Genomic DNA, 21,121 nt, shown 5'->3' on the forward strand with positions numbered 1-21,121 from the left:
GGCGGGGGCGGTACGGATCATCCGTACCGCCCCCGCCCTGTTGTGTGCGTGCGTCCTGGGTTCCTAGTTGGTGCCTATCTTCGCCAGCAGGTCGACGATCCGGGACTGCACCTCGTCGCTGGTGGACCGCTCCGCCAGGAAGAGAACGGTTTCCCCGGAAGCGAGCCGCGGCAGCTCCGAGGGGTCCATCCCGGCCGAGGTGTAGACGACCAGCGGAGTGCGGTTCAGCTGTCCGTTGGCCCGTAGCCAGTCGATGATCCCGGCGCGCCGGCGGCGTACCTGCATCAGGTCCATGACCACCAGGTTCGGCCGCATCCGGCCCGCCAGGTCGACGGCCTCGCTGTCGGTCGCCGCGCGGGCGATCTGCATCCCGCGCCGCTCCAGGGTCTGGGCCAGCGCCGCCGCGATCTCCTCGTGCTCCTCGATCAGGAGGACGCGGGGCGGGTGCTGCTCGCTGTCGCGGGGGGCCAGCGCCTTGAGGAGCACGGCCGGGTCGGCCCCGTACGCGGCCTCCCGGGTCGCCTGCCCCAGACCGGCCGTGACCAGCACCGGGACCTCGGCGGCGACCGCTGCCTGGCGCAGCGACTGCAACGCCGTACGCGTGATGGGACCGGTCAGCGGGTCGACGAAGAGCGCGGCGGGGAACGCGGCGATCTGGGCGTCGACCTCCTCACGGGAGTTGACGATCACCGGACGGTAGCCCCGGTCGCTGAGCGCCTGCTGGGTCGGTACGTCGGGGGCGGGCCAGACGAGCAGCCGGCGCGGGTTGTCCAGCGGCTCGGGCGGCAGCTCGTCGTCGAGGGGGTGGGGCTGCGGCCGGTTGGCGACCTCCACCGCGCCGCCGGGCCCGTCCAGCGGCTCCGGGCCCTCGGCACCCTCGTCGGGCGCCCCTATGGCGTACGCGCGCCCCTCGGCCACCGGAGGCGCCAGCAACTGGCCGGAACCGGAGCCGGAGGCAGGGGCGGAGCTGGGGTTGGGGTTGGGGTTGGTCGCGGGTGTCTGGGGCGGCTGGGGTCCCTGGGGCGCTTGAGCGGGCTGGGGGCCCTGGGGGTGCTGGCTCTGTGCGTCCGGGGCGGCGGGGTCCGTGCCGGTGGTGGACGGCTGGGCGGTGGGGCGCTCGCCCTCGGGAGGAGCGGCGAGCTTGCGGCGCCGGCCGGCACCGCCGAGGCTCTGCTGCTGGCCGGGCTGGCCGGGCTGGCCGGGCTGGCCGGGCTGGTTCGGCTGTGCGGGCTGGCCGGGCTGAGCGAGTTGGTTGGGCTGGGCGGGCTGGTGCGGCTGGTGAGGGAGGTGCTGCGCGAACGGCACCCCCTGGCCCAGCGTCCGCACGCTGAACGCCCGCCCCTGGGTGGAGTCCGGGCCACCGCCCGCCATCGGCTCCTCGGCGGGCAACGGCTGCCGCCGGGCATCCGGCACCGCGAGGCCCGCGTCGGAGTCGGCCGGGTGCGCCGCGGGGACGGCCGCGGTGCCGGTGGTGTGGGCGGTCCGGCCGGTGCCGCCCCAGGACCGGTCGTCCGGTGCGGGGCGGGGGCCGTGCGGGGCCGCGTCGGGGGCCGGGACCTGCGGTGCGGCGCCCCAGGGCTGCTCGTCCGGCGCCGTGTCCGGGCCGTGGAGCGGTACGCCGTCGCCGGAGCCCTGGTCCGGGGTGCCGGGCCAGTCGGCGTGGGGTGCGTGCGGGGGCATGGGGTGGGCCTGCGGGGGCGTGTGACCGGCCTCCGGGGCGGTGCGCGCGTGGTGGTTCTCGTCGCCGGGCGGGGGGACGGGGGCGTTGACCGGTGCCTGTACGGGCGCGGGTGCGGCCTCGGGGGCGGTGTCCGGGGCGGTCGGTGCCCGGTCGGCGTCGGCGGGCGGCAGGGCGAAGGCGGTACGCGGACCGGCCTCGGCTGCGGTGCGCTCCTGGGCGGCGGCCAGGGCTCGGCGGGCCCGTCGCCCACCGGGCTGCTGGGCCTGTGCCTGTGCCTGGGCTGGAGCCGGGGTCGATGCCTGCCCTTGTGCCTGGCCGAGGGCGTGGGCCTCGCCCAGGGGCTGGTTCTGGCCGCTCTGGCCGCTCCGGCCCTGCTCGGAGCCCGTACCGCCGTTGCCGGCCGCGAGGGCGGGGAGCGCCGGGCGGTGCTCCCCCTCGCGCCGTGCCCGACGCCCGGAGGGCGGTACCGGCTGCTGCGGGTCGGCCGGGACGCCCTGCGGGGGCACGGTCTGCCCGCGCTGGGGGCGCCCGGCGCCCTGGGCACCCTCGGCCGCGGTGACGACGGACCCCTCGGAAGGCGCGGCGGGCGCGGCGGAGGTCAGCGCGAGGGCCTGGCGTTGCTGGGGCTGGGGCTGCTGAGCTTGCAGCTGGGCTGCCCCCTGCTCGGCCTCCGACGCTCCGGGCCCGGCCGGACCGACGTGCGACGAACCGACCGGAGGCAGAACGTTCTGGGACGGACCGCCCTGAGGCAGGCCGATTTCGGGCGGCCCGATCTGCGGCGGACCGCCCTGAGGAGCACCGCTCCCCGCCGCGCCGGTCTCCGCCGGACCGCTGCCCACCGCCGCGCCGATCTCCGCCGGGCTGGGCCGTCCACGCCTGCGCCCCGACCCCTCGCCGGCCTGTTGGGCCGGGATCAGCTCGGGAGCCGTCTCCTCGGGCGCCGCGGGCCCACGGCGGGCCCGGCGCCGCCCGGTCGGCTCGGCGACGGGACCGTCCCCCGGTCCTGCCGCTCCCGGGACCCCTGCCTCGGCGGCGACCGCTTCGGCCTCGGGCGCTCCGCCGGGGCTGCCCAGGAACGCGTCGGTCGACGACCGGCGCGCCCGGCGCCGCCCGCCACTGGTGACACCCGGCGCCCCGACACCCTCGGGGGAGGGCGGCTGCGGAGCCACGGCCGGCTCCACAGGGGCTTCCGGGGGCGCGATGGTGCCCGAGCCGGCGCCGATCGGGATGTCGAGCACGTACGCGCTGCCGCTCATCCCCGGCATCTCGTGCGTCTGGAGGACACCGCCGTGGGCCTGGACGATGCCGCGCACGATCGGCTCGTGCACCGGGTCTCCCCCGGCGAACGGCCCGCGCACCTCGATCCGGACGGCGTCACCGCGCTGGGCGGCGGCCACGACCACCGTCGAGTCGACGTAACCGGTGCCGGGAACGGTCCGGGTCTTGCCCGTCGAGTCGACGCCGCAGACGTCCGCGACCAGATGGGCGAGGGCGGTGGCGAGCTGACGCGCGTCGACCTCGGCCTCGATCGGCGGGGCGTGCACGGCGAACTGGGCGCGCCCCGGGCCGATCAGCTCGACCGCTCCGTCGATACCGCCCGTCACGATCCCGTCGACCATCGCGGGGGCCTTGTGCAGCCCCTCCACGCCGGAGTCGAGGCGCTGGTAGCCCAGCACGTTGTCGACGAGGGTGGTCATCCGGGCGTACCCGGCGGCCAGGTGGTGCAGGATCTGGTTGGCCTCGGGCCACAGCTGCCCGGCCGGGTCGGCGGCGAGCGTGGACAGCTCACCGCGCAGCTCCTCCAGGGGCCCGCGCAGCGAACCGCCGAGGACGGCCGTGAGCTGGGAGTGCTGGGCGCCCAGGGCGGCGATCCGCTCGGTCTGCTCCTCCAGCTCGGCGGCGTACCGCTCGCTCCGGTCGGCCAGCTCGGCGGCGTGGGCCTCCTTGAGCGCCTCCAGCTCGGCCGCTTGAGCCTCCTTGAGGGCGGTGACCTCGTCGGAGTGGCTCGTGGTCAGCTCGGCGACGACGTTCTTGTGCTGGGCGGAGAGTTCCTCGTACGGCCTGCGGTCGGTGAAGGTCATCACGGCGCCGACGAGCTGGTCCCCGTCGCGCACCGGCGCGGTCGTCAGGTCCACCGGCACCTGAGCACCGCTCTTGGACCAGAGCACCTGGCCGCGTACGCGGTGCTTGCGCCCGGACTTGAGGGTGTCGGCGAGCGGCGACTCCTCGTACGGGAACGGCTCGCCCTCCGCCCGCGAGTGCAGGATCAGCGGGTGCAGCTCCTGGCCGCCGAGGTCACTGGCCCGGAAGCCGAGGATCTGGGCGGCGGCGGGGTTGACGAGGACGACGCGCCCGTCCGTGTCGGTGCCCACGACGCCCTCGGAGGCGGCGCGCAGGATCATCTCGGTCTGGCGCTGCGAACGGGCCAGCTCGGCCTCGGTGTCGACGGTGCCGGAGAGGTCCCGTACGACGAGCATGAGCAGCTCGTCACCGGTGTAGCTGGAGTGGATGTCGTTGTACGCGGCCTGACCGCTGTCCAGGCTCGCGCTGGTGACCTCGACCGGGTACTCGTGCCGGTCCGTGCGGCGCGCGACCATGCGCGTCGGCTTGGTCCTGCCCTGCTCGTCCGCAGCCTCGGGCCGGCGCATCGATCCCGGGATCAGCTGGGAGTCGAACTCCGGCAGCAGATCCAGCAGTCCGCGACCGACGAGCGCGGTGCCCGGGGTCTCGAACATTTCGAGGGCGATGGCGTTGGCGTTGACGACCGTGCCGTTGCAATTGACGAGCAGAAGCCCGTCCGGAAGGGCATCGAGTATGGCTGCGAGGCGAGCAGTGCCTCGGGATGGCCTGCTGCTCACGACGACGCTTCCTCCCTGATTACCGCACCTTGCCGACAGCGGGCCCCATCTTGCCCCTCGGGCCGCAGACTGTCACTGGAGGAGTCTAAGGCCAGGGGAGGGGCTGGGGGCGGCGGATGAGGGGGAGCTCTCACCAAGGTTCTGTGCGCGGCGCCCCCGCCACCTGCCTGAGAAGTGAGCGTCCGCGCACCCTGTGACGTGCGCGGACGCTCGGTGGTACGGGACCTATCGGACGTCGGGGAGCACCGGCACCAGGTTGTTCCAGCGCGAGATCTCGCAGCCGTCGCCCCGGGTCACGGTGGTGTCCACGGCCCTGCCCTCCCACGTCCCGACGATGCGGGCGGAGGCGTCGCCTCCGTAGATCATGGTGCACATGGTGCCCTCGGGCGCCGCCCGGAACAGCTCCTGCCCCGCCCGGGTGGCGCCGGCCTCCGCGAGCCGGTCGCAGGCGCCCTGCCGCTCCGGGTGCGTGCCCCCGGTCGGCCCGCAGGTCAGCTCGAACGTCCCGTCGGCCCCGGCGACCCCGGAGCGCTCCACGGTCACGGTGAGCCGGGTCCGCGCGGCGGGCTCCTCCTTGCCCCCGCCGTTGCCGTTGCCGCCGCCCAGGAACGAGGGGAGCGGCGGGAGCGGCACAGGCAGCGGCCCGAGCGCGGGATGGGCGGCGGAGAGGGGCCCGGAGGTGGGCACGGCGGAGGGCAGCGGGCCGGAGGCGGTCGCGGCGGGTGCGGTGGTGGACAGGGCGGCGAGCGATACGACGGCGGCGAGAGCGAGACGGCGCAACATGCGGGCTCCTGTATCTCTGCACCCCGGAATCTCTGCATCACGGGCGACCGCGGATGCGACGGACGACGGGATGCGGACGACGGGATGACGGGCGACGAACGACGGGCGCCGAACGACGGGTGAAGCGCGACGAACGGCGGAGTAGCGGGGACGGAGCGGAAGGACGGAGAGGCGGGCGGCGGGCCGATCGCTCCCGATCGCTCCGGGCCGCCCCGACCGGCGGAGGCCGAAGCCCCCACGCCTCTCTAACGCGCCTGCCGCCCGGACGTTGCGCCACCACGCCGAAGTGCTTTGCTCTGGCCCCCGCATGGCTAGTAACGTGAGCGGCGATTGGTGGCACGGCGTTCGACTGTGTCATCATCTGCACGCACCACTCGCGTCCGCGCGAGGTGTGTGGAGGAGGCGTCGCCTAGTCCGGTCTATGGCGCCGCACTGCTAATGCGGTTTGGGTCTTAAAGCCCATCGAGGGTTCAAATCCCTCCGCCTCCGCTCCACCCCGAAGCCCCGTGCCCCTGGCACGGGGCTTCGGCCGTTCCTGGCGCGGGGCCGTCCGTGTCGTCCGCGCCACCCCGCGCCATCCGTGTCGTCCGTCCGGCGTGGTCAAGGGGGCGGCCGAGATCGGCCCCAGAAGGGTGTTTCCGCAGGTCAGGTGGGGTGCAGGCAATGGATTTCGCGTCACGGCGCAGGTCATGTAATGTTGTTCCCGCAACGCCGACCAGGCAGAAAAGCCCGGAACGCCAAGCACTCGTAGCTTAACGGATAGAGCATCTGACTACGGATCAGAAGGTTGCAGGTTCGAATCCTGCCGAGTGCACAAGAAGTACCAGGTCAAGGCCCCAAACCTTCTCAGAGGTTTGGGGCCTTCCTCGTGTGATCTCACTTTTTCTCACATCTTTGTTGATCTTGCCTCGCTGGGCGGAGAGTCCGGCTCAACCAACTCTGGTGTGCGTGCCAGGCGGTCGCGGCGGTCGTGAGGCGCAGGGCCCACGGATCAGGGTCGCCGTTGCTGATCTCGGACCACAGGTTGTGGTTGGCGGCGGCGAAGGCGGTGATGCCCTCGGCGGGGGCGGTGTGCCAGGAGGGGATCTCGGCGGCCCAGTGTTCGGCGGATGCGGGGGCGTGACCGGCGGCGATGAGCCAGATGATCCAGTAGCCGGCGTCGAGCCAGGCCGCTCCACGGGTGGCCCAGGCCCAGTCGACCAGGCGGGCCCGGTCGCCCTGGGGTGCGTGAGCGTCGACGAGGACGTTGGCGTTGTTCAGGTCGGTGTGGAGCAGGTGGGTCCCGGCGAAGAAGCGGAGGTCGTCGGGGTGGGCGGCGTAGTGCTCCAGGCGCTGTTCGGCGTGACGTAGTTCGATGCCGGGGCACGGGGTCTCGCCCAGGCGGCGCAGGAGGGCGGCGACTTCGGGGAGGTCGGGGGAGCCGGGGGCGTAGTCGGCATGGTGGCCGGTGAGGGCTTCGAAGCCGAGGATGTCCCAGCCTGCGGCTTCGACGCGCCAGCGGAGGGCGGGGGCCAGGCCGGTGAGGAAGGGGGCGATGGCGGCCTCCCGGTGCTGGGTCCAGGCGCGGGGGTGTTCGGTGCGTAGGCCCTTGATGTGCCAAGTGCCCGTGGCGGAGGTGATGCGGGCCGCGATCTCGCTGTTGAAGCCCTCGGCCGTTTCATCGACTGTGAGGAGGGAGCCGGTGTGTTCTTCGACGGCGGTGAGGGCGGCGGGCGGCAGCCGGTCGAGGCCGATGCGGGTGGTCGCCATGGGGCTTCATTCTTCCAGGAGGGGCGGGGACTTCGGGTGGAAGAACGTCCCGAAGCCCCCGTGGTTCTGTCCGGCCGGTTGTCTACCGGTACGGGTTGTCGTCGTTGCAGCCTGGGACGGCGCCCTCGGTCAGCACCTCGAGGTCATCCAGGAGGATCACCCCCTGGGGCTCCTCCGGCACCGGCGGTCGGGGGCCGATCTCCACCATGACAGCGGTCATGACGCTTCCTCGCTTCCGTGTTGGCAGTAGGTGTTCAGTGGTGCCTTCGCCTCCTGGTACGCCTTGGCGAGCGGTCGGCAGACCCGGCAGGTGCCGGAGAGCCGACAGCCGCCGCAGCCATCGGTGCGAAGCGTCTGGGCATCGGCGATGCCGGGCAGACGGAGGAGTCCGTCCAGGCCCTCGGACATGAGGTCGACGGGCACTCTGTTCCTGCTTCGAGCACGGGGGAAGTCGTACGGCGGGTAGCGGCCCGGGTCCTCTGGGAGACCTGTACTGGACGCGGTGACCTGGTGGAGGCTGCCCTTCCCCTTGACTCAGAGCAGCAGGCTCAACGTCGCGGGCTGGGCACCGGACTCCCGGTCCACCGCGGTCTCACCGGCCTGCTCGCTCGCGAGCTTCGAGGCCGGAGGTGTCGCCACGAACACGTCAGCGGATGAAACATTGATCTTGAACGACGGCACGGTTTCCCCTTGGGGGCAGCAGGCAGAGTGACTCGCTCACAGACATCCAGGCAGCCCAGGCCGCCGGGGCAACAGTGATCGCCTACGCCCACAAGGCCCACAAGGCCCAGCCTTTCACCGAAGCGCAAGCCGACGCGATCATCGACGACATGCGCACCATCGCCCACGTCCTCACTACGAACTAACCGCTCGCGCTCAGCGACTGCCCCGCCCATAGTTCGCATCCGCACCACCCGCGCATCACTCATGCCAGAAGGCCGTGGCTGACTGCCGTCGATTACCCGATCAACAGCAGCCCCTCTGCCCGGGGCAGGGGCCATTCACCAGGGCCTCCGGTGTTCGCATTGAGGCCTCAGGAAGCTGCCCCGCCGTCAGGTCAGCGGATTGCCTCGTCCCGCAGCGCGTAGAGCAGCCCGACGAGGGAGCCGCTGCTGACGATTTCGCGGCGGTCGATCATGCCTCGGACGCTGGCCAGCGGGGGTCCACTCGATGCGGTCCGATTCGTTTCTCTCGGTCGGGAGGCCTCGTATGTGGTTCCGTCGGCGCGGAAGAGGTGGTGCTGGGAGTTGGTGATGCCGTTGGCCGGCTCAGCGTGGATCAGGGGCCTTACCGGGCCGGGGCGCCAGCCGGTTTCCTCCAGGACTTCGCGGGCTGCTGCCTCGGCCGGGGAGAGACCGCGATCTAGGTGTGCGGGTCGGTGATGTGGGTCTGCGCGTTCATGATCACATCGTGGAGGCGTCCCGGCTGCACGCCTTCGTGTGCCATCCACTCATCCAGGCGGGGGCGCAGGTGCTTGGCCAGCCCGTGCCCGTGTCGGCGCAGGGCGGAGCGGTTGATCGAAATCTCTTCCTGGATCTCTCGTCGTAGGGCGTCCGTCCAGCCCTGCTCGCGGTCGGTCGGCTCCAGCGGGGCCTTCAGGGCAGCCACTGCCTTGTCCAGAGCTTCTGCCAGATCCACGGTTCTCCCGCCACGCACGCTTCTGATGGCCGACTGTTCGGCGCTGTACCGCAGCCTAGGCAGCTGCCCCGTTCGCTGCCGAGTGCTCCGGCTTGAGATCCCTGCTCATCGGGACTACGGGCGGGGATCTGTCGGAGAGCGGCACTGAGCGCGGAGCGGGTGTGTGGAGTTTGTTTATCGGCCTACCGTTGCGGACTGCGGGGAGGCCTTGCGGGCGCGTGCTCTGAGGACGGCCGCAGGGCGGGGCAGGTGCTGGTGATGTTGCTGGCCGTTGTTGTCCCTGTGCTGCTTTTTGTGCTGGTTGCCGGCATGGGGCCGTTACTGAGCGTGCTCGTGCCGGTGCTCTCGTTGGGAATCATGATCGTGGCCCTGGAGTTGGGGCTGCGTACTCAGACTCGGCCGTTGTTCAGCATCGTGGAGCCGTACGGGGAGTGCCGCATGGTGGCCGATGAGCGGGGTGCGGTCAGTGCCGGTGAGCGGGCCTCGTTCACCGCGGAGTGGCCGGTGCACAGCGGGCACCTGGAGACCCCTCGGCTCTTCGTGCTCTTCGTGCTCTTCGGGGGTGAACGCTCGGCCGGGGTCGCCGTGCTGCCCGAGCGGGATGCCCAGGATCCCGCGGATGTGGAGCGTCTCCGGGGGATCCTGGGGCGGAACATCAAGCGGTTGTAGCCTCCGTCGGTGTCGGAGTCGGTGCTGAGTCCGGGACGAGGTGGCGCCGGCGGGTCGGCCTGCCCAAGGTGGGGTTGGTGACGCCCCAGGCCGCGCCCTTGCAGACCAGCTCCTTGTAGAGGGCGGCGGTCCGGCCGGTGAGGGCGGCGGGGCGGGCCTGGTCGTCGGCGGTGACGTACTGGATCAGGCCCTCCTTGCGGCCCAGCGAGATGCACTGGTTGAAGTAGCGCAGCGGCACGGTCGTGGGCTTGGTGCCGGTGAGGCGGGACGCGATGGAGTCGGCGGCCTGCCATGCGGTGGGGACGCCCGAGGCGCACGACATGCGCAGCGGCTTGTCGCCGGGGCCCATCACCATGGCCGCGTCGCCGATGGCGTACACGTCCGGGTGCGAGACCGAGCGCATGGTGCCGTCGACCACGATCTGGCCCGTGCCGTTGACCTCCAGAGCGGTCGCCTGCGCGATCGGGTGGACCGCGAAGCCGGTGGTCCACACGGTGACGGCTGCCGGGATGGTGGTGCCGGTGCCGGTGCCGGTGCCGGTGGTGGTGATGTGGTCGGCCCGGTCGGTGGTGGGTTCGGTGGTGATGTGGTCGGTGGTGACGGCGGTGATGGTCGTGTGCTCGTGCACGGTGATGCCGAGCTGGTCGCAGACCTTCCGCAGGTGGCGGCGGCCCTTGGGGGAGAGCCAGTCGCCGAGCGTGCCGCGGGTGGCGAGGGCCACGTCGAGGTCCGGGCGGGTCTCGGCGATCTCGGTCGCGGCCTCCAGGCCGGTGAGGCCGCCGCCCACGACGACCACGGGCTGGCCGGCTCCCAGGGCAGCCAGGCGCTCGCGCAGCCGGAGGGCTCCGGGGCGGCCGGCGATGTCGTGGGCGTGTTCGGCGGTGCCGGGGACGCCGTGGGTGTTCCAGGTGCTGCCGAGGGCGTACACGAGGGTGTCGTACGCGATCTCCTCGGTGCCGCTCCCGTTCCCGTCCTCGGTTCCGCCTCCTTCCGTGACGGACACCGTTCCGCGGTTCACGTCGACGGCGGTGACTTTCGCGAGCCGCAGCCGTACGCCGGTGCCGGCGAACATCTCGCTGAAGGGGCGGGCCTTGAGCTCCTGGCCGACCGCCAGCTGGTGCATCCGGACGCGCTCGACGAAGTCCGGCTCGGCGTTGACGAGGGTGATGGCGACGTCCTCGGGGCGCAGCCGCCTGGCGAGGCGACCGGCGGCGATCGCTCCGGCGTATCCGGCGCCGATGACGATGATGCGGTGCTGCATGACCTGACTCCTGTCTCGCGCGGGTTCGCCCCTTGAACCGGGCAGCCCGCTCTTTCCTGACAGGTTTGTGATGTGACCTGCATCACACGGGGTGGTCAGAAGGCGTGCAGCCGGGGCTCCCCGTGGTCGGTGGCCGCCCACTGCCGGGTCGCGCGTTCGAGCTTGTCCGGGTTGGCCTGGTTGCGGAACGCGGCGATGCCCTCGGGGGTGATCTCCAGGCACATGACGCCGACGACCCGGCCGTCGACGACCGCCACGAGGGCGGGGGCGCCGTTGGCGGTCGTGGCGTGGACCTCGGCGGGGCCGCCCAGGAGGTCGCGCTTGGCCTTGCTGGGCTTGAACAGGCCCCGCATGAACTTCGCGACCGCCACGGCCCCCTCGAACGCCTTGGTGCGGGCCGGCACCTTTCCGCCGCCGTCGCCGACCGCGATGGCGTCCGAGGTCAGGAGCCGTACGAGCGGCTCGGTCCGCCCGCTGGTGGCGGCGGCGAGGAACTCCTCGACGATCGGCCGGGCGGCGGCCTCGTCGATCTCGGTGCGGGCCCTCCCCTGCGCGACGTGCTTCTTGGCGCGGTGGAAGATCTGCTGGCAGGAGGCCTCGGTGATGTCGAGGATCTCCGCGATCTTCCGGTGCGGGTAGTCGAACGCCTCCCGCAGCACGTACACCACCCGCTCGTTGGGCGAGAGGCGCTCCATGAGGGCGAGGACGGCGTACGAGACCGACTCGCGCTGCTCGGCGGTGTCGGCGGGGCCCAGCATCGGGTCGCCGGCGAGCAGCGGTTCGGGCAGCCACTGGCCCACGTACGACTCGCGGCGGGCGCGGGCAGAGGTGAGCTGGTTGAGGCAGACGTTGGTGAGGACCTTGGTCAGCCAGGCCTCGGGGACCTCGATGCGGTCGATGTCGGCCGCCTGCCACCGCAGGAACGTGTCCTGTACGGCGTCCTCGGCGTCGCTCGCCGAGCCGAGCAGGCGGTAGGCGATGGCCTCCAGGCGGGGCATGGAGGCTTCGAACCGGTCCATGTGGGTCCTGGACAGAGCCATGGCTCGGATTTTAGCTGGCAGGGCGTGCGCGGCGAGTGCAGCCGGTGCCAGGGCCGGTGCCAGGGCCGGGGCCGGGGCGGGAGCCGTGTCGGTAGGGTGTGCGCTCGATGCCGTGCCGTGCCGTGCCGGGGGGCGTTGGCAGGTGTGTGGCGACCAGGGGGACATATGAGACGCACGTGGGGAACCGTCGGGCTTGCCGCCCTGGCGCTGGTCTCGGCGGTGGGGTGCGGTCCGATGTCCGGCCCGTCGACGGCGGTGGGGAGGGTGTCCGCCTCAGCCGAGTTGCAGGGCAGGTGGTGGACGTGGGCCGCGTCCGAGCCGGAGGAGACCAACCCCGTTGCCGATGACGACGGCAGCGTGTGCCACCGGAATCAACCGGAGGACGTCTGGTTCCTGGCGGGCACCTTCGGTGGCGAGGCCAAGCGCGGGTGCACGGTCCCGGCAGGTCGTCCGATCGTGGTGCCGCTGGTCAACACGTTCGGGGACAGGCCGAACTGCGTGGCCTTCATGAGCGACGTGGAAGGGACCGCGCTCCTGGACGGCACGCCGGTCGAGCCGGAGACCTACGCGGGCGATCCGATCACCGTGCGGGCGCGTGCGGGGAACGCGGTCACGGGAGAGGCGGAGCGCTTCACCACCACCGGGTGCGGCCTGTGGGTCCGACTGCCCGCACCGGGGCCGGGGCAGCACATCCTGAAGATCAGTGGCCGGTCGGGTGGCTTCTCGGTCGGCGTGGAATACAGGCTGACCATCGAGGGAGCGTCGAGAGAGCTGCCGGAGGAGCCGTCGCCGGAGGAGCCTCGGTCGGAGGAGCCGTCGGAGGAGCCGACCGGTCATGTGCAGGCGATGCCCGAGGCGCTCACCGGCGTGGCACCCGTCGTCGATGAGGCGGGACTGTCACCTGGTCTCTCCTGAAGAGGGAGAAGAACGGGCGGTCAACGGCTACCTGAAGACGGGGATGCTGCCTGTGGCCGATGTCTCGTGCGAGCGTGACGCGTGACCCACGGCCGGGGCGCAGGCCGGGTGCAGGCCGGGCGCAGGCCGGGTGTGCGGTGCCGGGGCGAACGAGACATCGGCCCGCAAGGCGGTGCGGAGGGCCCCGCTCACGGGCCCGTTAACCTTCGCGGAGACGGGCGGCCGGGGGCGGCTCTTCGGAGTGTGACGTTCGGCCTGTTCGGCCTGTTCGGCCTGCTCGACCTGCTCGACCTGCTCGGTCCGCTCGCTCCCTGGCCCGCCTGTCCTGTTTCGGGCGTGACGGAGAGAGCGGAGTTCGCGTGGCCTTCGGGTGGTGGTGCACCGGGATCGGGTGGCCGGGGGACGGGCCGGAGCTGGGGTGGCGCAAGGGTGCCGACCGGCGGGTGAGCGTTCTCGCGTACGGGGCCGGGCTCGGGTTCCGGGCGGTGGGGGAGCGGCACTGTGTGGGGGCCCGGGGGAACGTGTGCCCGCTGGGGGCCGTGGTGCCCGTGCGCAGTACCGGGGCCCGGTGCCCGGAGTGTGCGCGGCTGGACCGGGCCCACTCGGTGGCCGCCGACACGATGGTGGACGACCCGCGTACGTACCGCGTCTACCTCGCCTGGTTCGGCCCCGGCCTGGTCAAGGTCGGGATCACCCGGGAGGAGCGGGGCGCCGCGCGGCTGCGGGAGCAGGGAGCCGTGGCGTTCACCTGGCTGGGGCGCGGGCCGCTGATGGCCGCCCGGCGGACCGAGGAGGTGCTGCGGGCCGCCCTCGGGGTGCCGGACCGGATCCCGTACGCCAGGAAGCGGGCCGTGCGCGGGCAGCTCCCGGGGGTGGAGGAGCGGTCCGGAGAGGTGGCGGCGCTGTACGGGCGGGCGGCGGAGTTGGCGGGGCGGGGATGGCCCGAGTCGTTGGAACGCGTCTGCCTCGACGTGGTCGATCACGGCGGGATCTTCGGGCTGGACCGGGCGCCCGCCGCCACGCGGTCGGTGAGTGAGCTGGTCGACGGGGGTGTGGTCGCGGGGCGGCTGGTGGCTGCCGCCGGGCCCGATCTCCATCTCGCGGTGGACGGGGGCGGTGGCGTGGTCGTGCTGGACACGCGGCTGATCACCGGGTGGGAGCTCGCGGCGGTTTCCGTACCGGTGGAGACCGATGTACGTGTCCCCCTCATCGACATCGGGGGCGGCGGCGTGCAGGGTGGGTTGTTCTGATCCTGCCCGATGCGGAGAGCCGCCGAAGGAGTCTGTGCGTGGAAGCCGGGAGCCATGACGTCGTGCGGTTCTGGGAGCGGCTCGGGCTGCCCGGGATCATCGACGTGCACACCCACTTCATGCCCCAGCAGGTCCTGCGCAAGGTGTGGGCCTACTTCGACTCCGCCGGGCCGCTCACCGGTCGGGAGTGGCCGATCACCTATCGGTACGAGGAGGAGCGACGGCTCGCCGTACTCCGGTCGTTCGGAGTGCTCCGCTTCACCTCCATGCTCTACCCGCACAAGCCCGGCATGGCCCGCTGGCTGAACGACTGGGCCGTCGGCTTCGCCGCGCGCGTGCCCGACTGCCTGCACACCGCGACCCTCTTCCCGGAGGAGGGCGTGGAGGTGTACGTGAAGGAGGCCGTCGAGAGCGGGGCGCGGGTCTTCAAGTCGCACCTCCAGGTGGGCGCGTACGACCCCAACGACCCGTTGCTGGAGCCTGTCTGGGGGCTGCTCGCGGAGGCGGGGGTTCCCGTGGTGACGCACTGCGGGTCCGGGCCCGCGCCGGGGCGGTTCACCGGGCCCGAGCCCATCGGGCGGCTCCTCGCGCGCCACCCCCGGCTGCGGCTGATCGTCGCGCACATGGGGATGCCGGAGTACGCGGAGTTCCTGGCGCTGGCCGCCGTGTATCCGGAGGTGCGGCTCGACACGACGATGGCGTTCACCGATTTCAGTGAGGGGCTTTCGCCGTTCCCGGCCGGTGAGCGGGGGCGGCTGGCCGATCTCGGGGACCGGATTCTGCTGGGGACGGACTTCCCGAACATCCCGTACCCGTACGTCCACCAGTTGGAGGCGCTGGAGCGGCTGGGGCTGGGGGACGACTGGTTGCGGGCCGTCTGCCACGGGAACGCGGAGGCGTTGTTCGCGGGCCCCTCATAGAAGTCGCGCCGCTTTCTCAGGCAATTCACAGAAACGGGTCAGGCTTCTCTCACGGGCGTCTCACAGGGTGGTGCCCATGACGACGACGACCGCGCCCCAGGGGCGTACCGAACTGCTCAGGCCGGACCGTACGCCCGTGCGCGTCCTGGTCGTGGACGACGAGGCTCCGCTCACCGAGCTGCTCTCGATGGCCCTGCGCTACGAGGGCTGGGAGGTGCGCAGCGCCGGTGACGGGGCCGGTGCCGTCCGCGCGGCCCGTGACTTCCGCCCGGACGCGGTGGTCCTGGACGTGATGCTCCCGGACATGGACGGGCTCACCGTCCTGGGCCGGCTCCGGCGTGACCACTCCGACGTGCCCGTCCTCTTCCTGACCGCCCGGGACGCCGTGGAGGACCGGATCGCCGGGCTCACGGCGGGCGGCGACGACTACGTGACCAAGCCGTTCAGCCTGGAGGAGGTCGTGGCCCGGCTGCGCGGGCTGATCCGCCGCTCCGGTACCACGCTCGCGGCGGAGCGGAGTGGGTCCACGCTGGCCGTGGGGGACCTGCTGCTCGACGAGGACAGCCACGAGGTGAGCCGGGGCGGGGACGCGATCCACCTGACCGCCACGGAGTTCGAGCTGCTGCGGTTCCTGATGCGCAACCCGCGCCGGGTGCTCAGCAAGGCGCAGATCCTGGACCGGGTCTGGAACTACGACTTCGGCGGCCAGGCCAACGTCGTCGAGCTCTACATCTCCTACCTCCGCAAGAAGATCGACGCCGGACGGACGCCGATGATCCACACCCGGCGCGGGGCGGGGTATTTGATCAAGCCCGGTGAATAGTTCGGTGAGTAGTTCGGTGGATGGCTCGGTGGGTAGTTCGATGAGCAGCTCGGTGAACAGCCTGGTGGGTGGTTCGGTGAGCCGGCATGTGGGCGTAGGGGTGCTGCGGCGGCCGTGGACCCTGCGGACCCGGCTCGTCGTGTCCGCCGTCTCCCTGATCGCCGTCGTCGCGGCCGTCATCGGGTCCGTCACCGCCATCGCCTTCCAGAGCTACATGTACGGCAAGCTCGACGACCAGCTCCACTCCATCGCCGTACGCGCGGAGCGGCCGCCCGGCCCCGGGCCGGTGCCCGACGCCCTGCGGGACGCCGGTCCGCTCGGGTTCATCGGCGGGGGCGGGCAGCCGCTCGGCACGTTCGGGGCCCTCGTCGACGGCGGGGACGTCACCGCGTCGAAGGTCGTCGAGGACAGCGGCCTGCGCTCCCAGGAGAGCGCGAAGCCGCTGACCGAGGCGGAGCGGAGCGCGCTGGAGGCCGCCGCTCCGGGGGCGGGCGAGGGTGCCCGGAGCGTCGATCTGCCCGGCCTCGGCGGCTACCGGGTGGAGGCCGCCACCACCACCGAGGGCCACACCGTCCTCGTCGGCATCCCCACCGCCGAGGTGAGCGGCGCGCTCACCACCCTGATCCTCGTCGAGGTCTGCGTCACCGCCGCCGGACTCATCGCCGCCTCCCTCGCGGGCACCGTCCTCGTCGGCGTCGCCCTGCGCCCGCTGCGCCGGGTCGCCGCCACCGCCACCCGGGTCGCCGAACTCCCCCTGCACAGCGGTGAGGTGGCGCTCCTCGAACGCGTTCCGGACGCCGAGGCCGATCCCCGTACCGAGGTCGGGCAGGTCGGGGCGGCGCTCAACCGGATGCTGGGGCACGTCGGTTCGGCGCTGGCGGCCCGCCAGGAGAGCGAGACGCGGGTACGGCAGTTCGTCGCCGACGCCAGCCATGAGCTGCGCACCCCATTGGCCTCGATCCGCGGGTACGCCGAGCTGACCCGGCGCGTCACCGGTCGGGGGCTCTCGGATTCGGACTCGGGCTCCGACTCGGGCTCTGGCTCCGACTCGGGCTCCGACTCCGTCACCCGGCACGCGCTGGGGCGGATCGAGTCGGAGGCGGACCGGATGACGGGGCTGGTGGAGGATCTGCTGCTGCTCGCCCGGCTCGACGCCGGACGCACGCTCTCGTACGAGAGCACTGATCTGCTGCCGTTGGTCGTGGACGCGGTCAGCGATGCCCGGGTGGCCGACGCCGCTGTAGCGGCCGACGCCCTCCACCGCTGGCGGCTCGAGCTGCCCGACGAGCCCGTGACCGTACGCGCCGATCCCGCCCGGCTCCAGCAGGTGCTGGTCAACCTGCTGGCCAACGCCCGCACCCACACCCCGCCGGGGACCACCGTGACCGTCTCCGTGCAGCCGTCCGCATCCTCCGCACCCTCGGCATCCTCCGCACCTTCCGCACCTTCCGCACCTTCCGCATCCTTCACAGGGCTGGTCACGCTGGAGGTGCGGGACGACGGTCCCGGGATTCCGGCGGAGCTGCTGCCGCATGTCTTCGAGCGGTTCGCGCGTGGGGACGCCTCCCGCTCGCGCGGGGCCGTCATGGAGAAGGCCACCGGCTCCACCGGCCTCGGTCTCGCCATCGTGCAGGCCGTCGTCTCCGCGCACGGCGGGCGCGTACGGGTGGACTCCGCGCCGGGCCGTACGGTCTTCGCGGTCGAGCTGCCCGTGGAAGAACCGCCGGGCGTCGACTCGCAGACCGACGTACGGGGTGACTCGCAGGGCGACTTGCAGACCGGCTCACAGGCCGGCTCACCGGCCGACTCACAGGTCAGGGACAGGCTCACCACACCGGTGTGACAGCGCGGTTGGCGAACGTCGGAGCATGACCACCGACAGCCTCCGGAGCGGCCCCGGCGCCAACGGCCGCAGCAGCCCGACCGGCCCGACCGGCCCGACCGGCCCGAAGGGAACGAACGGCAGGGACAGCCAGGACAGCCGGGACCGCAGGGACAGCCAGGACAGCCGGGACCGCAGGGACAGCCGGGACAGCAGCGAGCCCGGCACCGGCCGTCTGCCCGTCAGGGAGCACCTCCCCGCCGGCCCGGTCACCGCCTCCCGCGTCCCCGTGCTCGACGTCGTCGTGCCCGTGTACAACGAGGAGAAGGATCTCCGCCCCTGCGTCCTGCGCCTCCACGACCACCTCTCCCGTACGTTCCCGTACGCCTTCCGCATCACCGTCGCCGACAACGCCAGCACCGACTCCACGCCGGCCGTCGCGGCCGCGCTCGCGGCGGAGCTGCGCGGGGTGGCGTACGTACGGCTGGAGGAGAAGGGGCGCGGGCGGGCGCTGCGTACGGTGTGGTCCGGCTCCGACGCCCCGGTCCTCGCCTACATGGACGTCGACCTCTCCACCGACCTGAACGCCCTGCTCCCGCTGGTCGCCCCGCTCATCTCCGGCCACTCCGACCTGGCCATCGGCTCGCGGCTCGCCCGGAGTGCGCGGGTGGTGCGCGGGTCCAAGCGGGAGTTCATCTCGCGCGCCTACAACCTCATCCTGCGCTCCTCCCTCGCCGCCGGATTCAGCGACGCCCAGTGCGGGTTCAAGGCGATCCGCGGCGAGGTCGCCGAGCGGCTGCTGCCGATGGTGGAGGACAGCGGCTGGTTCTTCGACACTGAGCTGCTGGTCCTCGCCGAACGGGCCGGCCTGCGCATCCACGAGGTGCCCGTCGACTGGATCGACGACCCCGACTCGACCGTCCACATCGTGCGGACGGCCACCGAGGACCTGAAAGGCGTGTGGCGGGTGGGGCGCGCGCTCGCCGTGGGGGCCCTGCCGCTGGACCGGCTGGCCCGGCCCTTCGGGGACGACCCGCGCGACCGGGCGCTGACCGGCGTGCCACGCGGACTGGCCCGCCAGCTCGTCGGGTTCTGCGTGGTGGGCGCCCTGTCCACCCTCTTCTACCTGGCCCTCTACTCCCTCTTCCGGCTGGGCGTCGGCCCGCAGCTCGCCAACGGCGGCGCGCTCCTCGTCTCCGCCGTCGCCAACACCGCCGCCAACCGGAGGCTCACCTTCGGCGTACGCGGCAGGGGCGGAGCCGTACGCCATCAGGCCCAGGGCCTCGTCGTCTTCGCCATCGGCCTCGCCCTCACCAGCGGCTCCCTCGCGGCGCTCGGCGCGGCCTCCGGCTCGCCCTCGCACGGTACGGAGCTGGCCGTCCTGATCACCGCCAACCTCGCCGCCACCGTGCTGCGCTTCCTGCTCCTGCGCGCCTGGGTCTTCCCGGCCCGCGCCTGCCCCGACCCCGACCCCGATTCCGAGGACGTCCGATGACCGCGACCGCCGCCCCCGCTCCCCCGATCCCGGTGCCCGCGCCGCCGGAACGCGCCGGCGGCCCCCGCTGGGCACGCCCCGCGCTGTACGGGCTCCTCCTGGCGGTCGGGCTCGCCTACCTCTACAACCTCAGCGCCTCCGGTTACGCCAACTCCTTCTACTCCGCCGCCGTCCAGGCGGGCAGCCAGAGCTGGAAGGCGTTCTTCTTCGGCTCGCTGGACTCCGCCAACGCCATCACCGTCGACAAGCCGCCCGCGGCCCTCTGGCCGATGGCCCTGTCGGTCCGGCTCTTCGGGCTCAACTCCTGGGCGATCCTGGCCCCCCAGGTCCTGATGGGCGTCGCCACGGCGGCCGTGCTCAACACCGCCGTACGCCGTCGCTTCGGGCCGGTCGCCGGGCTGATCGCGGTCGGTGTGTTCGCGCTGACGCCCGTCGCCGCGCTGATGTTCCGCTTCAACAACCCGGACGCGCTGCTCGCCCTGCTGATGACCGTCACCGTGTGGTGCGTGCTGCGGGCGCTGGAGCAGGGCCGGACGAAGTGGCTGCTCTGGGCGGGGGCGGCGGTCGGGCTCGCGTTCCTGGCGAAGACCCTCCAGGCGTTCCTGATCCTGCCGCCGCTGGCGGTGCTGTACGCGGTGTGCGCCCCCGTCCCCGTACGGAAGCGGCTCGGCCAACTCGCCCTCTCCGCCGCGGCGATGGTCGTCGCCGGAGGCTGGTGGGTGGCGATCGTCGAGCTGATGCCCGCCTCCTCGCGGCCGTACGTCGGCGGCTCGCAGAACAACTCGTTCCTGGAACTCACCTTCGGCTACAACGGGCTCGGCCGGCTCAACGGTGAGGAGACCGGCAGCGTCGGGGGCGGGGGTGGTGGCCGCGGCGGCGGTGGCTGGGGCGAGACCGGGATCGGGCGGATGTTCAACTCCGAGATCGGCGGCCAGATCGCCTGGCTGCTGCCCGCCGCGCTGATCCTGCTGGTGGCCGGTCTCTGGCTGACCCGCAAGGCGGCCCGGACCGATTCCGCGCGCGCCGCGTTCCTGGCGTGGGGCGGGGCGCTGGTCATGACGGCGGGCGTGTTCAGCTTCATGGCCGGGATCTTCCATCAGTACTACACGGTGGCCCTCGCCCCGTACATCGCGGCGCTCGTCGCCATGGGGGCGGCGGTGCTGTGGGAGGAGCGGGCGGCCTGGTGGCCGCGCGTGGTGCTCGCGGGGACGGTCGCTACGACGGTGACCTGGGCGTACGTCCTGCTGGGCCGCACCCCGGAGTACCTGCCGTGGCTGCGGTGGGCGGTGCTCGTGGGTGGGCTGGTGGGCGCTGCCGGACTGCTGCTCGTGGGGCGGGTGGGGGGCCGGAGCCTGGCCCTCGCCGTGGTGGGGCTCAGCTTCGCGGCCTCGCTGGCGGCGCCGACCGCGTACACGGTGAGCACCCTGAACGCCGGGCACCAGGGGTCGATCGTGACCGCCGGCCCGTCGGGCGGGGGCGGTATGGGCGGGCCCGGGGGCGGCGGCCGGGGTGGGCCCGGGGGCGGGGGCGATGACGGCCGTGGGCAGCGCGGTGGGATGCAGCCGCCTGGTGGACAGGGGCAGGGACAGGGCCAGGGTCAGTTCCCGGGCCAGGGCCAGGGCCAGGGCCAGGGGCAGTTCCCGGGGCAGGGGCAGGGGCAGGGTGGTCAGCCAGGCAATGCGTCCGGTGGAATGCCCAGCGTGCCCGGCGGAACCGCCCCCGGCGGAACCGCCCCGGGCGGAACCGGCGAGGACGGGGCGTTCGGCGGCCCGGGAGGCGGTGGCGGCGGCATGGGCGGGCTGCTCAACGGCGCCTCCGTCTCCGCCGAGGCGAAGGAGCTCCTGGAGAAGGACGCCGACGCCTACACCTGGACCGCCGCAGCCGTCGGCGCGCAGAACGCGGCCAGCTACCAGCTCGCCACCGGCGACCCGGTGATGGCCATCGGTGGGTTCAACGGCAGCGACCCGTCCCCGACGCTCGCCCAGTTCAAGAAGTACGTGGAGGAAGGCAGGATCCACTACTTCGTTTCGAGCGGAACGGGCGGTGGAACAGGCGGCGGCATGGGCGGAGAGGGCATGGGCGGAGGCGGCATGGGCGGGAGCGCCGGGACCTCCTCCCAGATCTCCTCCTGGGTGACGGAGAACTTCAAGGAGGTCACCGTCGGCAGCGCCACGTTCTACGACCTGACGCAGCCGGTCAGTTGACGGCGTAGGCGGT

Annotated in this window: 16 protein-coding genes, 2 tRNA genes and 2 pseudogenes; 10 read left to right on the forward strand and 10 right to left on the reverse strand. The window is 72.7% G+C overall.

What is annotated here, in order from left to right; all coding sequences use genetic code 11:
• Window positions 1-63: 63 nt before the first annotated feature.
• On the reverse strand, window positions 64-4,539 hold the full coding sequence (locus AB0917_RS02305; protein WP_366817556.1) for a PAS domain-containing protein: 4,476 nt from the start codon (window positions 4,537-4,539) through the stop codon (window positions 64-66).
• Window positions 4,540-4,764: 225 nt separating this feature from the next.
• On the reverse strand, window positions 4,765-5,322 hold the full coding sequence (locus AB0917_RS02310; RefSeq protein WP_366817557.1) for an SSI family serine proteinase inhibitor: 558 nt from the start codon (window positions 5,320-5,322) through the stop codon (window positions 4,765-4,767).
• A 398-nt stretch (window positions 5,323-5,720) separates the two neighbouring features.
• Here AB0917_RS02310 and AB0917_RS02315 point away from each other — a divergent pair.
• A tRNA-Ser gene (locus tag AB0917_RS02315) sits at window positions 5,721-5,811 on the forward strand.
• Window positions 5,812-6,063: 252 nt separating this feature from the next.
• Window positions 6,064-6,136: transfer RNA gene (locus AB0917_RS02320), tRNA-Arg, on the forward strand.
• A 62-nt stretch (window positions 6,137-6,198) separates the two neighbouring features.
• Here AB0917_RS02320 and AB0917_RS02325 read toward each other — a convergent pair.
• The 6 genes and pseudogenes from AB0917_RS02325 to AB0917_RS02350 form a co-directional block, all read right to left on the reverse strand.
• Window positions 6,199-7,071 carry an aminoglycoside phosphotransferase gene (locus tag AB0917_RS02325; RefSeq protein ID WP_366817558.1) on the reverse strand — a complete coding sequence of 291 codons (873 nt, stop codon included), beginning with the start codon at window positions 7,069-7,071 and terminating at the stop codon, window positions 6,199-6,201.
• A gap of 82 nt (window positions 7,072-7,153) precedes the next feature.
• Window positions 7,154-7,291: a hypothetical protein gene (locus AB0917_RS02330; protein ID WP_366817559.1), complete on the reverse strand. Its 138-nt coding sequence runs from the start codon at window positions 7,289-7,291 to the stop codon at window positions 7,154-7,156.
• Window positions 7,288-7,488: pseudogene (locus AB0917_RS02335) on the reverse strand (radical SAM protein); the annotation flags it as partial. The pseudogene AB0917_RS02335 and the gene AB0917_RS02330, both read right to left, overlap by 4 nt.
• Window positions 7,489-7,605: 117 nt before the next feature.
• Window positions 7,606-7,752 carry a hypothetical protein gene (locus AB0917_RS02340; protein WP_366817560.1) on the reverse strand — a complete coding sequence of 49 codons (147 nt, stop codon included), beginning with the start codon at window positions 7,750-7,752 and terminating at the stop codon, window positions 7,606-7,608.
• A gap of 376 nt (window positions 7,753-8,128) precedes the next feature.
• Window positions 8,129-8,422: pseudogene (locus AB0917_RS02345) on the reverse strand (NUDIX hydrolase); the annotation flags it as partial.
• 11 nt (window positions 8,423-8,433) lie between these two features.
• Window positions 8,434-8,709: a hypothetical protein gene (locus tag AB0917_RS02350; RefSeq protein ID WP_366817561.1), complete on the reverse strand. Its 276-nt coding sequence runs from the start codon at window positions 8,707-8,709 to the stop codon at window positions 8,434-8,436.
• 258 nt (window positions 8,710-8,967) lie between these two features.
• Between AB0917_RS02350 and AB0917_RS02355 the strand changes: the two genes are divergently transcribed.
• Window positions 8,968-9,378, forward strand: coding sequence for a hypothetical protein (locus AB0917_RS02355; protein ID WP_366817562.1), 411 nt, complete (start codon window positions 8,968-8,970; stop codon window positions 9,376-9,378).
• Here AB0917_RS02355 and AB0917_RS02360 read toward each other — a convergent pair.
• Together AB0917_RS02360 and sigJ are read right to left on the reverse strand one after the other, a co-directional pair.
• Window positions 9,365-10,639 (reverse strand): FAD-dependent oxidoreductase, encoded by a 1,275-nt coding sequence (locus tag AB0917_RS02360; RefSeq protein WP_366817563.1) that lies wholly within the window; start codon window positions 10,637-10,639, stop codon window positions 9,365-9,367. The genes AB0917_RS02355 and AB0917_RS02360 overlap by 14 nt on opposite strands.
• A gap of 95 nt (window positions 10,640-10,734) precedes the next feature.
• The gene (gene sigJ / locus AB0917_RS02365) at window positions 10,735-11,679 is read right to left on the reverse strand and encodes an RNA polymerase sigma factor SigJ (RefSeq protein WP_366817564.1); all 945 of its coding nucleotides are present in this window, start codon (window positions 11,677-11,679) and stop codon (window positions 10,735-10,737) included.
• A gap of 165 nt (window positions 11,680-11,844) precedes the next feature.
• Here sigJ and AB0917_RS02370 point away from each other — a divergent pair, with 165 nt between their 5' ends.
• From AB0917_RS02370 to AB0917_RS02400, 7 genes are all read left to right on the forward strand, one after another.
• Window positions 11,845-12,594 (forward strand): signal protein, encoded by a 750-nt coding sequence (locus AB0917_RS02370; RefSeq protein ID WP_366817565.1) that lies wholly within the window; start codon window positions 11,845-11,847, stop codon window positions 12,592-12,594.
• A 359-nt stretch (window positions 12,595-12,953) separates the two neighbouring features.
• The gene (locus AB0917_RS02375) at window positions 12,954-13,844 is read left to right on the forward strand and encodes a DUF2797 domain-containing protein (RefSeq protein ID WP_366817566.1); all 891 of its coding nucleotides are present in this window, start codon (window positions 12,954-12,956) and stop codon (window positions 13,842-13,844) included.
• Window positions 13,845-13,882: 38 nt separating this feature from the next.
• The gene (locus AB0917_RS02380) at window positions 13,883-14,764 is read left to right on the forward strand and encodes an amidohydrolase family protein (RefSeq protein ID WP_366817567.1); all 882 of its coding nucleotides are present in this window, start codon (window positions 13,883-13,885) and stop codon (window positions 14,762-14,764) included.
• A gap of 76 nt (window positions 14,765-14,840) precedes the next feature.
• Entirely contained in the window at window positions 14,841-15,587 is a 747-nt protein-coding gene (locus AB0917_RS02385) for a response regulator transcription factor (RefSeq protein ID WP_366817568.1), read from the forward strand.
• 40 nt (window positions 15,588-15,627) lie between these two features.
• Window positions 15,628-17,430 carry a HAMP domain-containing sensor histidine kinase gene (locus AB0917_RS02390; protein ID WP_366817569.1) on the forward strand — a complete coding sequence of 601 codons (1,803 nt, stop codon included), beginning with the start codon at window positions 15,628-15,630 and terminating at the stop codon, window positions 17,428-17,430.
• 25 nt (window positions 17,431-17,455) lie between these two features.
• Window positions 17,456-18,904, forward strand: coding sequence for a bifunctional glycosyltransferase family 2/GtrA family protein (locus AB0917_RS02395; RefSeq protein ID WP_366817570.1), 1,449 nt, complete (start codon window positions 17,456-17,458; stop codon window positions 18,902-18,904).
• Window positions 18,901-21,108, forward strand: coding sequence for a glycosyltransferase family 39 protein (locus AB0917_RS02400; protein ID WP_366817571.1), 2,208 nt, complete (start codon window positions 18,901-18,903; stop codon window positions 21,106-21,108). The genes AB0917_RS02395 and AB0917_RS02400 overlap by 4 nt, the downstream gene beginning before the upstream one ends.
• The last annotated feature ends 13 nt before the right edge of the window (window positions 21,109-21,121 follow it).

The organism is Streptomyces sp. NPDC007346 (assembly GCF_040703535.1).
Classification (GTDB): Bacteria; Actinomycetota; Actinomycetes; order Streptomycetales; family Streptomycetaceae; genus Streptomyces.